The 16,452-nt window shown below is 30.7% G+C and carries 12 protein-coding genes; 6 read left to right on the top strand and 6 right to left on the bottom strand.

Annotated elements, in window-relative coordinates:
• Positions 1–93: 93 nt before the first annotated feature.
• The 4 genes from BHX94_RS00570 to BHX94_RS00555 form a co-directional block, all read right to left on the bottom strand.
• Entirely contained in the window at positions 94–540 is a 447-nt protein-coding gene (locus BHX94_RS00570; protein ID WP_111744499.1) for a hypothetical protein, read from the bottom strand.
• Positions 541–546: 6 nt separating this feature from the next.
• Complete coding sequence (locus BHX94_RS00565) at positions 547–771, bottom strand: hypothetical protein (protein ID WP_111744498.1); 225 nt, start codon at positions 769–771, stop codon at positions 547–549.
• 73 nt (positions 772–844) lie between these two features.
• Entirely contained in the window at positions 845–1,231 is a 387-nt protein-coding gene (locus BHX94_RS00560) for a hypothetical protein (protein WP_111744497.1), read from the bottom strand.
• A gap of 72 nt (positions 1,232–1,303) precedes the next feature.
• Positions 1,304–1,987, bottom strand: coding sequence for a hypothetical protein (locus tag BHX94_RS00555; RefSeq protein WP_111744496.1), 684 nt, complete (start codon positions 1,985–1,987; stop codon positions 1,304–1,306).
• Positions 1,988–2,624: 637 nt separating this feature from the next.
• Here BHX94_RS00555 and BHX94_RS00550 point away from each other — a divergent pair.
• The 6 genes from BHX94_RS00550 (at position 2,625) to BHX94_RS00525 (ending at position 12,884) form a co-directional block, all read left to right on the top strand.
• A complete protein-coding gene (locus BHX94_RS00550; RefSeq protein ID WP_111744495.1) occupies positions 2,625–2,921 on the top strand; it encodes a hypothetical protein in 297 nt (98 codons plus the stop codon).
• Positions 2,908–3,351 carry a YolD-like family protein gene (locus BHX94_RS00545; protein ID WP_170120712.1) on the top strand — a complete coding sequence of 148 codons (444 nt, stop codon included), beginning with the start codon at positions 2,908–2,910 and terminating at the stop codon, positions 3,349–3,351. The genes BHX94_RS00550 and BHX94_RS00545 overlap by 14 nt, the downstream gene beginning before the upstream one ends.
• Positions 3,352–3,572: 221 nt before the next feature.
• Positions 3,573–10,625, top strand: a complete 7,053-nt coding sequence (locus tag BHX94_RS00540) for a DNRLRE domain-containing protein (RefSeq protein ID WP_111744494.1) — start codon at positions 3,573–3,575, stop codon at positions 10,623–10,625.
• A gap of 9 nt (positions 10,626–10,634) precedes the next feature.
• On the top strand, positions 10,635–10,973 hold the full coding sequence (locus BHX94_RS00535) for a hypothetical protein (RefSeq protein WP_111744493.1): 339 nt from the start codon (positions 10,635–10,637) through the stop codon (positions 10,971–10,973).
• Positions 10,974–11,223: 250 nt separating this feature from the next.
• Positions 11,224–12,522, top strand: a complete 1,299-nt coding sequence (locus BHX94_RS00530; protein WP_111744502.1) for an IS1182 family transposase — start codon at positions 11,224–11,226, stop codon at positions 12,520–12,522.
• 260 nt (positions 12,523–12,782) lie between these two features.
• Complete coding sequence (locus tag BHX94_RS00525) at positions 12,783–12,884, top strand: type I toxin-antitoxin system Fst family toxin (protein WP_111744492.1); 102 nt, start codon at positions 12,783–12,785, stop codon at positions 12,882–12,884.
• Between the two features lie 785 nt (positions 12,885–13,669).
• Here BHX94_RS00525 and BHX94_RS00520 read toward each other — a convergent pair.
• Together BHX94_RS00520 and BHX94_RS00515 are read right to left on the bottom strand one after the other, a co-directional pair.
• A complete protein-coding gene (locus BHX94_RS00520; protein WP_111744491.1) occupies positions 13,670–14,758 on the bottom strand; it encodes a UvrD-helicase domain-containing protein in 1,089 nt (362 codons plus the stop codon).
• Positions 14,743–16,290: an ATP-dependent nuclease gene (locus BHX94_RS00515; RefSeq protein WP_111744490.1), complete on the bottom strand. Its 1,548-nt coding sequence runs from the start codon at positions 16,288–16,290 to the stop codon at positions 14,743–14,745. Before BHX94_RS00515 ends, BHX94_RS00520 begins: the two co-directional genes overlap by 16 nt.
• Between the last annotated feature and the right edge of the window lie 162 nt (positions 16,291–16,452).

The following is a 16,452-nucleotide window of genomic DNA, read 5'->3' as shown; positions in this document are numbered from 1 at the left end:
GATAAAGACACACAATTTACAAACACGAAGTTCACGGAGTGTTTGTTCCATGCAGTTTATATACAAAAAAAGACAGAGATTGTTAGATAAATTCTAACGATCTCTGTCTTGATACATTTTTCTTCGCCTATTTATTTCAAGTCTTTCTCTAACACTAATTATTATATTATCTAATTGATAGCCACTGTGTTTTATAGTATCAATTAGATAACCCTCAGCATCCTTACTACTTAATTCACCAACTTTTCTGTCTATATCCCCAGGTAACATATTTACTAAGTTATAGGGTGTACAGTGTATATAAGATGGATCAATAGTAAGATTAGTTGTGTTAAAATCTTGTATTTCATAGCTATAACTATGCTTTTTTGATGAAATAGATCTTAGAATACAACTGTTATCTGTATAGTCAATATCCTCTACCACAAAGTATCTGCCACTATTATATTCAAATTCATTAGAGGAAGATGTATTATTTCTCTTCTGAAAATAGCAACGTGCAACAACAATATCATCAATATTAAGTTGGCTGATATCCATAATTTATTAATATATCCCTATTCCAATTCCTAAAGCTAAATCTTTTTTATCTTTAGGATCAAGAGGTGTATCTTGTCTTAATTTTCTTACATTATTATAATAACCGTTTTTCTTCATTGCTAACTTAGTCTGTTGTCTTAAAATTTTTCTTTCATCATCAGACATTAATTCTCGTTCCTGTTCTGTGAAGTCATTGAGTGTTTTTCCTACTAGATTAAATTTTACTGTCATATCTATCACTCCTTTAGTTGTATTATTATATCACAATTCCCTATTTTTTTAATATTTGAGTATGTAATTAATATTACATACTCAAAACACGTTCAAAAGTAACAACTTTCTTATTGATAAGATTTAACAATGATTCTCTATCATCTAATTCAATGTAAGCCTGGTATAGCCTATAAATTATTTCTGAAATTCTATCTATTGTATCTTCTTTTCCTTCTAACTCTAGGTAATAATATATATCATAACTATAAACTTGACTAATAGCTAAAATATACTGTATATCTGTAACATTAATAAAATTTGATTTCGCATGATTTTCCTTAATATTAATATCAATACGATCTGATAACTCGTCTATTAAGTTAATTTCATTTATATCATCTTCATCAGACCATACAAATATAGGCAATGCTTTATTTTTAACAGACTGCAATTCTTGTATTAATTCATTTACTAACATAAAAACCCTCCAAATAGTATAGTATATAATGCATAGAATATATTGCATATACTATGCATTATATATAATTCTTTAATTAGTTAGTTCTACTTCTAAGGTATCAATCCAATAATTTAATTCTTCATCGCTTTTGATATTAAGATGACCGTAAGGTAAATCTTTTTTGAATAAAGTTATTTGATATTTAACACCATTTCTAGTTGATGGTGAAATAATAACTTTATCTCCATTATTAGATACACCTTGTCTTGTAATGGTAAATTGATTCTCCTCAGTTATTTCAAAGAAATAACCATCAAAGACTAACTTTTCCTTGAACTTTTCAATAAGAATATCTACTGAATCTGTAATGATTATTAATTTATCAGCCACTTCATGAACTACATAACCCTTTTCAATTATTTCACTAACAATATCTAAATTATTTGAATAACTCTCATATTTAATTCGTGTGCCATAATTAAAATTTACTGTAGCTTTAAATAATAACTTTTCTTTACTGATATTTTTTTTATTTAACCGATTTTCTATGGTTTCCTTTAATTTGTTGTAATTATTGATTATAGATTTCATATCCCTTGTATTTGAACTACCATAAGGAACATCTTCATTAATAACAATTCTGTTGTTACTTACTACTTTTAATACTCTGTAAAATTGATAATGTCCCAATGAATCTGTACTAGGCATGAACCAATCATGATCCACTAATACTTGATTACTTACAAGCTCACCTATACCGTTATATTTTTTCATAAATAACCTCTCCTTTTTCAACTACACGAACTTGTGTTTGTTGGATTTATGTATTTAATTTTTACGGATTAGAAAGAGCATTGACCGAAAAAGTAATGCAAGGGCGACTTGTCGAACGTAGTGATCCCTTGCATTACTTTTTCTAGTTAAACACGAAGCAGGGCGAGTTGTGAAACTTCAATGCTAGTCTAAGTAGTGAAAAATTATATAAATTCTTTCAAACACGTGAGTGGTTGAAAAGGGTCTAATCAGAACAACTGACGTAGGAAGTTGGTCAATGCATTGCCATCAGGCTTTAGCCTGATACTTAATCAGTCCTTAATTGTGTGGATTTTGAGTTCATTTTCAACAGAAGCAGGGCAGGGGAGAAAATCAAGGAGTAAAGCGAAGCGTACCTTTATTTTCTAACCTAGTTGAACACGAGCATTGCGAGTTGTGACAACTGCTCTGCTAGGTTGAATAATGATAAAGACACACAATTTGCAAACACGAAGGTCACGTAGTGTTTGTTCCATGTTTTTAAGAGAAAGATAACCACATAACTGAAAGGAATTTAAGAAAAATGGTTTAAGGGTTTAAAATTAACTTGAAAAAATGAGAACGTATGTTCTATAATCAAGGAAAGGAGTGATACAATATGACAAAAAATTATGAGGATATCATGAAAAAATATGAATGTACTTTTATTGATAAAACTATATTTACCATTATTAAATCCTCTTATGTAGAAAAAATATTTGAGTTTACCGATTTTGATAAAAAAGAGCATCATATTGTTCATCTTTTAAGTAATTTTAATATAGCTGATAAAGATGTTTTAGCTGAAATTACTATTCTTCCAATTTTACATTTACATTCAATAAAAGAGATTGATAAGTATGAGGATATTTATTGCATTATTAGTCAGGCTGGTGAATCTATTGAAAGTTCATAATATTAACGAAATGCATCCAACTGTCCCTTATCATCTCATTAAAGAAACTAACTATAAAAAAATACCTCGAAAATATCTGGAAAGAAATATTCCAAAAGGCAGAGGCATGATCAAATGGGCTCCATTTGCGACTATTCCACAACAATACAGTGAGTTAAGAGAAATAATCAAGAAGCAAGAGTATGAATATATGCCTCTACTATCTTCTGATCAGATTTCTGTTATAAATGTACATATTCACGAAGCTATATTAAATAAAAAAGAATATACGATAATTTACTATAATGAAGTGGAGTATAAGAAAAAGTTAGTTCAAGGAGTTGTAAAAAAGATTTTTGATTTAGAACACTATATCGTTCTCAATTTATGTAATACAAATTCTTTATTTAGAATAGATTTCAAACATATTATTGATATACGACTAAAGTAGAATATATTGATAACAAGATTACCTAATAAATTATAATGTGTAGTTGATGATTTTTTTATACTTAATAGTAGAACTCAATCTACATGTTTTGTCTAATTTTTTATTTCCAAAAGACAAACTTCTCACTTTGTTAATCAGAATTTAATACATAAAAATAGCCTTGTATGTTAACAACAATATGTATATGATAATGTTGTAAATATTTTATTAGGAGGTTTTATATGGAAAAGCAGTCGTGGTTTAAGTCGTTGATATGGGCAATCGTTTTTTCACTTGTCATTTCTTTGTTACCAGTGGATTTATTCATTGCTCATGCTGAAACAGATGAAGATGTCCCAGTAGACATCAATGAAAAGAAAGATAACAAAAAGCAAAAGGACAAAGAAGAACTTTTAAAAGCACCGAAAGATGTTGATGAGAATGATTTGAAGTCTATAGACGATCTGAATAATGAGACAACTATCGTTGAATCTAAAGATGAAAACAAGTATCAGGCAACATTCTATGATGATGAAGTAAGAATGGAAACGGATAAAGGTTTTGAAGATATCGATGCTAATATTAAATTGAATGATGGTGTTTTTGAAACAGAGAATACTGAACTAGATTTAAATTTTGCACCGACAATCGAAACAAATGAACCTTTCATCAATGTAATAGATGATAAAGACGATACTTTAGTTACTTTAAAAGGAATCGAGTATAAAAATAAGCTTCGTAATCCTAAAAGCAGAAGAGCTGAAGTAAAGGATAATGTGATATGGCACAGAGGTGTCTTTCCGAATATTGATATTCGACATGTCACTCTAAACAAAGAAGTAAAAGAAGATGTTGTAATTAATAATAAACAGAATAATATTGAAGCAATTGTTTATGAGATTGACACTGATAAAGAAGTTGTTCTAACAGACAATGACGAAATTGAATTTAGAGATAAAGATGGTAAGGTAGCATTCAAGATGCCAAAACCTGAAATGTCTGATTCTAATATCGATGAACAAAGTGGATTTGCTGAAAAATCATACGATATTGAATACAAATTATTTAAATCAAATGGAAAATACATACTAAAAGTTATACCAAGTCTAAAATGGTTAAATTCAAAAGATAGAGTTTATCCGGTCTACATCGATCCTACCTTTTCTAAAGATGTAACATTAGATACTTTCGTATCAAGTGCCCAACCAACAACAAACTTAAATAAGTATTGGAACTCTACATTAGGATTATATACATTACGTGTAGGTAAATACGATACTTCTACAGGCACAAATTATACATTTTTAAAATTCCCCTCAATGAGCCACCTTAAAGGTGCAACTATCAGTTCTGCAAAATTACAATCATTTTCAAGATGGAATTATTATGGCACAACAAAAACTGCTGTGTGGGCAGATAAAGTCAACGCCTCTTGGTCTGAGACAGGTGTGACATGGAATACTAAGCCTACAAGTACAAATATCACAAATGCGACAGCTGCAACCAATGAATGGTTAAACTTTAACGTACTGTCATACGCTAAAGGTATCGCTGAAGGTAAGGCAGATTATGGTCTGAAACTGCATACCAACGGTAATGGCCAAACATATTGGAAACAACTGAGTGCATCTGAAAATGCTACGAATAAGTCGAAAATATCCGTAGTCTATTCATACCCAAAAATGGATAGTATTCAAACTACACCTTATATTATTACAGGTACAAAAAATGGATACATCAATGTAACATGGCCAAATATGTTAGGAGCAAAAGCCTATAAACTACAATTATTTGATGGTAAAGGATGGCAAACAGTTTATACTGGAACATCAACTTCTTACAATACTAAAGACAAGAAAATATGGCCGACAACAGCACAATACACATCAAAAGATTCTACGACTGGGGGTATAAACTTTAGAAATGGAGATGGTACAGATTTACCAATCAATCCTTCAAGCTTCTATACCGCAAGTAGAGGTACAACAAGTACAGATAAAACATTCCAGTTCAGAGTGATCGCTGACTACGCATTAGGTAGTGGTCTACCATCTGATGCTGACAGACAATCAATTATGGAGTTAATTCCAGATGCACCTGAATTACCTACATTAAAAAATGCGGTCGCAGATACTAATGATAAAGCGACAATCGATATTAGCTGGCCTGGGGTTGCTGGAGCTAGTTCATATAATATCTTCATCTATAATGGTACAGAGTATGAAAAAATTGATAATGTAACAGGAACATCATGGAGTTCAAAAGGAAAGAATATCTTCCCTAATGAAACACAATTGAAAGCTTTAACTATGGGTGAAAAAGGTTCTTTAAGAGAAAATAAAGATGGTGTACAGCTACCTGGAGATCCTTCTACACTCTATAAATTAGTTAATACAAAATATGCGAATTCTAAACGTTATTATATTAAAGTTACTGCATCTTCAGGAAAAGGGGAGAGTGCAGGTTCCCCGATTCTTAATGTCTATGTTCCGACAAATAATGTTTCAGCAACAGTGAATGGTTATTCAGATAACCGTAAAGAAGATAGTGGATTCTTATTTGCCAGTTGGAATAAAGTGATTGGTGCAGAGGGTTATGGTGTTTATTTATTTAACGGTAAAGACTACGAGCTTGTAGACATCTTAGATAAAGATACCACAACATGGCATTCGAGAGATAAGAAGCTATGGCCGACTGATTCAAGTAAATATCAACTGAATATTGATGGTGTCGTCGGTGGTGGCAGAGAACTTCCACTTGATCCATCAGCTACTTATGTATCAGCTGGTGGTGATGCAGATAATAAATATCGTGTGAAAATCACTTCTTTCAGATATAAAGGTACATCAACAGGTAAGATTGAGCCGTATTATAAAGGTGAAAGTAACTTTGATAAAGCAGAAGAAAAAGAAGTAGAAATACAGAAAGAAGTATCACCTGATTATGGTGATGAAGCATTCTATCCTACAATCGATACAGATTTAGGAACTTTCAATACATTTAACAGAAACCAAGTATTAAGTGAAAGTGACGCCTCTTTACCTGGTCGTGGTCCTGAAATCGATGCGACAAGAACATTTAACTCAAAAGTAAATAAGACAGGTATATTTGGTTTAGGGTGGCAAAGTGGATTTGAGCGAAAGTTAAATATAGAAGATACAAGTATCACCCCTAAAGTAGTTCAATATACTGAAGAAGATGGGACGAATCATCTATTTGTCAATCAGTCAGGAAAATTACTGGCTCCTACAGGGGTTGACTATGAATTCAATATTGAGAATGACGAATATGTAATCCAAGATGAATCGGGTCAAAGAGAGATATATGGTAAAGATGGATTATTAAACAGAATAGAATATGATGCGAAACAAGCTGACAAGAAAAATACTGTGAAGTTTAACTATAGTGAAATAGAAGGTATTAGACGTTTAGACAGTATTACAAGTGCATCAGATACAACTGAAAGTAAGAATAGAATTTCATTTGACTACAATGAACAAAATCTTGTATCTAAGATGACGGTTTCAGCAAGTTCAGATGATAAACAAGCTGAACGTGTTTATACGTATCAGTATGATAAATTCAAGCGTCTAACTTCTGTTACAGGTCCTGAAGGAGATTACACATATAGTTACCGTGAAAAATATGCGGTGAATGAAGATGGTGAAGAAGTTACACCTGAAGAAGTAAAATATGCAGGTGAAATAGATCTATATGGTATGCCAGGCAATGTCGATGGTAGTAATCAAATCACAGCAACCTATGATGAAGATCTATTAACAAGCACAAAAGACGAAAGTGGCATTGTTACGAACTACAACATCAGCGAAGAAGAAAACGGTGCAATTGCTGAAGTAACAGGTGAAGAACGTGCAAAAGAAAAGTATACTTTCGATAAATATGGCCATTTAACAGAGTCACTAATATATGGTGAGACTGATAAATTAACAAAGACTGAATGGTTAGACCACCGTATCACTAAAACAACATATCCTGATGGAGAAGTTGAAGTATCTGAATATGGTAAGCGTGAATCAGCAAGTAAATCAGATCAAGAGTTAGACGGTCAGGTCTTAAAAGAAAAAGATGCGACATCACAGACGACTTATGAATATGCTGATAATAAAGATGATGTTATCGCAACGACAGATGAACATAACGTTAAAGAAGAAGTTGCATTAAATAGTGACCGTGAAGCAGTTACAGATTACTCTGTACAGGATGGTATCGTAGGATTTACTGAGTATAATCAATTTGGTAACGAAACACGTACAGGCATCTCTTTAGGTGCTGGATCTAACCTATTAATGGGTGGTGCTTTTGAATCTACGAATCAATTTTCAGCTGGTAAGCTTGTTGACGGAGGTGTACATGGTAAAGCACTTCAATTAACAGGTGAAACAGCGAAGCAGGAAGTAACACTTAAAGCAGGACAGCCTATCAATATTTCTGGTTCATTTAAAGATGACAAATCAGCTAAAGGGAGCATCAATGTGAAGTTCATGGATAGTACTTCAAGAGTATTATCTACAGTGACAATTGAAAGTCCAAAAGCTGATGGTAAATGGGTACGTAAGTTAGAGGAAGATGTTGCTCCTACAGGAACAACAAAGGCTTCCGTAGAATTAACTTCTACTACCGGAACAATCAACTTCGATGAAGTTCAGCTAGAAAAAGCCCAGGCAGGACATTCAACTTCTGTGACACCTTTTAACTTTGCAGAGCAGGGTGGATTTAATAAATCAGATAAATGGACACTTACATCTGGTTCATCAAATAACAATGGCTTCGAAAATTCTGAGGCATTATTACTTTCAGCAGGTGGAACAGCATCACAGAAAGTAAGTGTTATACAGGATACAGCGAAACCAATCTATGTTACAGCATTATCTAAGAATGCAAATGCGGAAGATAAAATTAAAGCTGTAGTAACATTCAATGATGGTACAACAACTACTGAAGAAAAAGCATTCCAGACACTTGATCAGAACAATGACCTATGGCAAAGACAAACATTACAATTTAATGCAGATAATAAACTGCCGATTAAAACAGTTGATATAACAATATCTAATAAAGATGGCGACACATTATTTGATGGTGTGAGAGTGACTGAAGGTCGAGCAGTTGAAGAAACAACCTATGATAAACAGAATAACTTTGTCACTAAAGAATCAGGTTTATCTAAGGTGCCTGTTGTCTATGAAAATGACGCTTTCGGTAATATTTTAAGTACAACACAAGGTACTAAGAAACGCACCAATGAATATGACAACAAAGATAATCTAGTCAGAACGACAGCTGAAAATGGTGCAGTGATTTCTTACGACTTTAATAAGAAGAATGAAGTTATCGCTAAGCATTTTGAAGGGCAGGATACTGAATATACCTATAGTAAGAATAGAATTAATTCTGTCAAAACAGCTGATGGGCAAATCACTAAGTACAGTTATAATGAAAAGACAGGTGATGTATCAAGAATTGATCTACCATCTGGAAAATCTATCGTAACAAAATATGATAGTGAAGGTAACGAAAAAGCTGTAAACAATGGTACAAATGAATTATTTACCTATGATTATGATAAAGCTGGTAATCTTTCAAATGTGAAAGACGTAGAGAAAAAACAATCTAAAGTCTACACATATGAAATAAATACGAGTGGAACTGCCGGAAATGGTGCCGGACGATTATTAAGCATCACGGATTACTTTGGATTAGTTCAATCATATGAGTATGTAACAGGTGTTGATGGTATAAATACAGAATCACCATCCTCGATGGTATTCAATGGGACGAAAACATCATATGGTTATGATAAAGCGACGCGACTTGATAAAGTAGAAGTAGGTACAAATAAATGGCTATTCCGTCACGATGATTTAGGTCAGGTCAACCAAGTTAAGTTACCAAATGATTCTGGTACAGTAAACTATAAATTCGGTGAAAATGGTGTTATAGAAAGCATTACATCTGACAGCAAGACTGAAAATGTGGTAGCTGATCAGTATATCTATGATCAATACGGTAACATGACCAAGAAAGTATCAAATGATGGTACTTCAACGTATCAATACGATGCGATGGATCAGTTAACAGAAGAAAAGATAGGCGACAAAACAAATACGTATACTTACGACAAACGTGGTAACCGTAAGAGTGTCAACGGTACAACTGCAACTTTCAACACAATGAATCAATTAACTTCATTTGGTGACGAAAAGATTACTTATGATGCTGATGGTAACCGTACAAGTGATGGTAAGTTCGATTATAACTGGAATTCACTTGGTCAGTTAATCAAACTAACAAATAAATCTAACAATGATACATGGTATTACCAATACGATGAACAAGGACGCAGAATAACTAAGACGCATAATGATACGACTGTCCATTATCATTATGATAACGATACAAATCATTTAATTGCGGAAAGTAAAGATAGTAAGGTTATCAGAGAATATGTTCGTGACCAAGATGGTAACTTATTAGGATTAAAAATAGGAGATCAATTCTATAACTATCATAAGAACTACCGTGGAGATATCATTGGTATCACAGACATGTCAGGAACTCAACTTGCATCATACACATATGATAGTTGGGGTAACATCGTTAAAGAAGAGGTGAAAGATGATAAACTAAAAGAACAACCATTCAGATATGCATCTTACTTCTTTGATAAAGAATCTGACCAATACTACCTTATGGCAAGATACTATAATCCCAAGCATAGTGTGTTTTTATCAGTAGATCCCTTATTAAGTGAAGATGAAACTGTCGGAATGCATAATGGATATTCATATGGTTTGAATTCCCCAATTCTACTCATAGATCCTGATGGAAAAGCATGGCAAAGTGCAGATACTACAGGATCTGGTGGATATGGAAGCAATAATGCTGGTGGGGGAGCTGTTGTTTTTGTAGTAAAAAATAAAATTAAAACATTTAAAGTAAGAGGGTATAAAAGTACCTTTTTAAAAATCATATTTAAAAATTCACGTTTTAAAAATAAGACATTATTGAATGAACATTTTGATAAACATGGTAAAGAGTTTAAAAATTATACTATACAAAAATATAATAAAAAAGCTAAGGAAATGGCAAGTTCAAAAAGTGAAAGAATATTAACTAAAGAAAGAAAAAAAGATGGTGCAATTGTAAAATTTAACAGGAAAACTGGAGAATTTATGGTATTAACTAAAAAGGGTATTATAAAAACATATTTCAAACCTAGGTATGGCCAAAAAAATAGAATTAAAAAAGCTAAAAAATATTTTGATGATCAATGAGGTGATAAAATGTATATTTGTCCTGTATGTGGATATAATAAATTAGAAGAAGAGCCATACAAATTTTTTGACGATGGTATCTTTAATGCTTCTTTTGAAATCTGCTCTTGTTGTGGATTTCAGTTTGGCTTCGATGATGATAATATAGCATCTCAACATAAAAAAAAAATAACTTTAAAAGAAGCACATAGAATATATTTCGATAATTGGGAGAAAAAAGGTCACAAAATTTTTTCAAAAATTAAATTTGGAGATAGAATAATAACTGATTATTTACCAGGTAAACTTGTAGAAATACAAAAAGAAAACATTATTTTAAATAATGATGATTACAATCAAATCATATAGTGATGTAGTATTATAAGGAATGAGGAAAGAAATAATATTATTATATAATTTTATAAGAATTAAAAATGCATTTTGAAAAATAAGAGAGTATACAAATTGTATACTCTCAGACTGTAGACAAAGTCTCCTTCGGAGATGAAGTTTACAGTCTTTTTTTGATAAAATATAGGTATATCATTGAACGGTGGTGTTTTACTTGATTAAGAGAAGTAAGTCTGAAGATATTAATATCATTCGCAGTCAATTTGAAATGTATTCATTAGAAGACCTTGTACCAGAAAATCATCTTCTAAGAAAAGTTGATAAAGTATTCGATTTATCCTTTGTATATGATTTAGTAGAAGAAAAGTATTCTACAGATAATGGCCGTCCAAGTATTGATCCGGTTGTATTAATAAAAATTGTATTAATACAACACCTTTTTGGTATCAAATCAATGCGCCAGACAATTAAAGAGATTGAAACTAATTTTGCGTACAAATGGTATCTCGGTTTAGGCGTTAACGATAAAGTACCTCATTTTTCTACTTTCGGTAAGAACTATTCTAGACGATTTTATGATAATCAGATTTTCGAAGAAATCTTTTCTCGTATTCTCAAAATTGCTATAGATAATAACTTCGTAGATAATACTTCACTATTTATTGATTCAACGCATATTAAGGCCAATGCCAACAAGAAGAAATTTATTAAACAAGAAATACAGAAGACTGCTAAACATTATGAACAAGAGCTTATTGAAGATATCAATTCTATTAGAGAATCTGAAGGAAAAAAGCCTCTAGCTTCAAGAAAGGAGGAGAATCTTAAAGTAATAAAAATAAGTAATAATGATCCCGATGCTGGTTACTATGTTAAAAGTGAAAGAGAAAAACAATTTGCCTATAGTGCGCATACATGCTGCGATAAGTATGGTTATATCGTTGATTTTCATTTAACTCCTGGTAATGTTCATGATAGTACACAGTTAGTACCTATGATTGACAGGCTTGAAAGTAAAAAACTACTACCGAGATATGTTGCTGTGGATTCTGGATATAAAACACCTCATAATGCTAAGTATTTATTAGATAAAGAAATTCTACCAGCTATGCCATATAAACGTCCCATGGGTCCGAAGGACTTAATGAATAAAAATGAATTTATATATGACGAATACTATGATTGTTATATTTGCCCTAATAATCAAATGTTGAAATATCAAAGAACAGACAGCGATGGTTATCGTTTGTATATTTCTAATCCAAATAAATGTAAGGATTGTCCTTTACTTAATAAATGTACTAAGAGTAAAGAACAGAAAAAAATCGTTACAAGACATATATGGCAACAATATCTTGATATTGTTGATGACTTGAGATTCATAGATACTATAAAAGCTATATATAAATTGCGTAGTCAAACAATAGAAAGACGTTTTGCTGATGCTAAAGAACAGCATGGTTTGCGATGGACTAAGTACAAAGGAATTCAAAAAGTCACCATGGAGACCACGCTTATTTTCGCATGCATGAATTTAAAGAAATTAGCAAATTATCTAGCAGGTTAAGCTGGATATTTTGCCAATTTCTTTAAAATAACAATATTTTTCGAAGAAAAAAGACAAACTCACTTTTAGAATTGTGAGTTTGTCTTCAGTCTGAGAGTATACAAATTGTATACTCTCTTTAATTCGAGTTATAACATGTATATACAACTTCCGATAATATATTTTATGTAAACTAAAATATGGAAATTTATTTTATGCTATAATCATTAAGTCATCTACTTTCCGTTAGATGAATAATTTAACGGAAGGAGGTGAATCTTATGTTGGAAATCTTCGTTGGAACAATCTGTACAATTATTAGTAGTTGCACAGTTGCTTACTTTACTTATTGGCTAAATAGTAAGGATAAGCAAAAAAAGTAGGTGACTAAGCCCACTAAAAAACCCTTTTCTGGTAGGACAGAAAAGGGTTTTGGTGAATCTATGTTAGAAATCCTCGTTAGACATATAATAACATAAATCTAATATATCAGCAATTTCTTATAATATATAAAGTTCATAATTATTATGTTCTTTGATTACATTATAAATACTTCCTCTGCTTACTCCAGTTACTTTAGAGATTTCTTCGGCTGTATTGTTTGGCTACATTAAGTATTAAGTATTAAGGATAAAAGAGAAGTTTTGATGATTGAAGTTTATTTTATATTCTAATCTAATTTATGTATCACCTTGATCATGTTAACTCCTAATCTAATGTAAAATGTTTTCTTAAAATTTATATCTAATTTTAAAGCATGTCGAAATATTTGTGTTTCTTTTCTAAATCTTTGCAAATCATAATTATCATTTTAACACGACTCACTTTTATACAATTTCGTACAAAAACACCCTTCATTATCGAAGAGTGCCTATACAAGAAGTTATTAATATAAATTTGAAACATACTCAATGATAGGACTACTACGATGAGACATAACTTATGATTATTGTAATCATTCGACGACGAATCATGCTTACTGAAGAATCAAGAGTGGCACTTATACTATATTTTTATAATTATTTAGCCAGTTGTTAAATAATTAAAGTCGAAAATAGTTAATTATCGAATATAACGGCAATTATGTTGCATGAAAACCCCGACACTTACTAGAAAAGGATTTTTGTGTATCTATATTTCATGCTCTCAGTTAAAATTGATATATTAACTATACAGAATTTTTAATAGATTCACACCATTTTTTGTAGTCGGTACTTTTAATTATATAAATATCACCTTTTGAACGCGTTAAGGCAACATATAAAGCATTTTTCGTTTTAGTAGAAGTAATATTTCTCCAATCATCTATATTGTTAGTGGTTGAAGTTAATATTACACAGGCTTTAGGATAAGTATCACCTTTTGAGTACGACCAATTAATATATTTGCTCCCAAAAGGATTATTCACTCCTTTGTTCCATACAAGTTTGGGAATGTTATCATTTTTTATTACATCAGTTATCTCTGCTATATTTTCAAGAAAAATAATTGAGTTCCTCTCGGAAGAAGAGGATTGTATATTGATACCTAAGTTATTTGAGATAAATTCACATGTAATTTTTGGAACACGTCTGCTACTTATAAGAGATGATTCATCATAGATAATTTTACATGATAATTTACTTTTAAATTCATCGATATTATTTATCTTGTAAAAAGGTTGCTTAGATATGGAGTTACCCTTACATCTTAATGGAACTAAACAACTCTGGTTGATATCCCCTACTGCCGTGACCTTTAAACTTGTTTTTTCTAACAGAAATTTAATTACTTTGAAATCATAACCATTATAATCTTGAAATTCATCAATATACATGGCATCACAATACCTCTCTAACCTCTTTATAATTAGCTTCTGTCTATCTTTATTAAATTTCAAAAACAATTTACCTAGTCTACTTACGTAAAACTCATTATATTTATTTATATAATGTGCGTAATACTTATCTTTAATATATCGGTAATCTCTAGAATCTTCAATTGGTACCGTTTTTATATCTATCCCTCGACTTTTTTCTTGAAGAAATAAAGGTTCAAATGGCTTTATTAAATGATTATAAACAAAACTATCAAAAGTCATTACTTGAACATTATGTGGTAAAACTCCATTAAATCTACTCATAACTTCTAAACGAATATTATTAACGTTTGAATTGGTAAATGAAATTAATATAACTTTTTCATCAATCTTAAAATCATTAGCTATATAATAAGTCTTTCCTGAACCTGCTGTAGCTAGTATTATTTTTTTATCCATGACATAGCCTCTTTTAAATATACAGGTATATTTAGTTGTTCTAAATTTTCTTCTATTAATAATGCATTTTTAGTTTTATTCTTTAACATATATGCTTGTGCTTTAGGAACGGGTTCTCCATTATATAATGGTTTTGTTTTCTTACTACTATAGTACTTATCAAAAAATTCTATATTTTCATTATAAAAAGCAACTTCTAATGTCCAATTTGAAATTGATGAATCAGCATATATATTGAACGTTCCGTCATCTTCAAATATAAATTCTTTTTTATCGTTATCTGTTATTACAGCAATCTTTTTATTTAATATTTTAGATAATTCTCTATATCTTTCATGAGAAATGCTCCCCATTGAAATTATATCTATTTCACATTGATCTATATTACATTTCTCAACTATTTTGAAGAGTTTTGGTAAAATGATATATTCAGCTGCTCCTTCAACTAAAATTACTTTTTTAGCTAAAATAAACCTTAATACATCAAGATTATCAATCTTTTCAAAATATTTTGCCGTATCACTATCTAATTTTCCTAAGGATTTAGTTTGATACTCGGATATAATAATAGTATTAGTTAAGTTCAATCTGTTTACAATTAGTGAGCTATGAGACGCTATGACGATTTGTCCCTGACTAATACTCTTAATTGATTCAATTAATTGTCTTGTTCGCGTATGACTAAGATGACTCTCAGGTTCATCTATTAATACTAGATCGAATACATCATTATTAAGAGCCATCTCTGTTCTTACTAAATTTTCCTTTCCTTTCCCCATATCTTGTATGGAAATATCAGATTCATATATATCTAACAATTTCAAAATATCTGTCTTAGTTGCATCTAAGCCAAACTTTTGACCATTTCGAATAGTTAATACATCTTCAAAATCTTTTCGAAAAGCTGATAATCTTTGTTTAAAATTGGAAGAGATACTTCTCTGATTTTTCTGTTCAATACTAGCATTGTAGATTTGTCTAGCATAATTACCAAATATATCATGTCTTATAGAAGAATTATCTAAGTAAATCATTTTGATAGGAGACATTCTTCTTCTATAACTTTTTCCTTGAAAAGTATTCCAAGTGGCTTTGTAATAATCAGTAGGAATAATTCTATTGTCTGCAAACTCCTGTAAGTTTACATCTGAGATAAAATCTGAATCAAATTCGTAGATAAATTTAATGCCCGTCTCTATTGTATCAGTACTATTACTATAATGAAGGCCAGCGAAATCTGCATATTTAATATCATCTGATAAATTAAGAAACAATTCAATTTCTATTTTAGGTAAACTCTCTATTGTTTTACTGTTAAAAAATGTATCTACCAATTCTAAATTAATATATCTCTGCAGAGAATTATCATTATAAAGAAATATAGATTGGTTTAATACAATATCTATAGCAGTAAGAACAGTAGATTTGCCTACTTCATTTTCGCCAACTAGTACCGATAGATGTTCATTAAATTCTATATTCAATTCCTTAAATTTTTTAAATCCTTTAATTAAAATTTTTGAAATTTCCACATCTTTACTCCTGTGTTTTTATATTTACTCTCAATCAAAATAACTATATATAAATAGAAGAGTCTCAATCTAATTTATTTTTTATTCTTGGCTCGTTCTTTTTCTAGATAATGATAGAAATAAGAATCACCTTATCTTTTATAGGTATTTAATTGTCTAGCT

Source organism: Macrococcoides bohemicum, from assembly GCF_003259675.1.
Classification (GTDB): Bacteria; Bacillota; Bacilli; order Staphylococcales; family Staphylococcaceae; genus Macrococcoides; species Macrococcoides bohemicum.
Note: the sequence above shows the minus strand (reverse complement) of the source record. Positions and strands in the feature narration are given on the sequence as shown.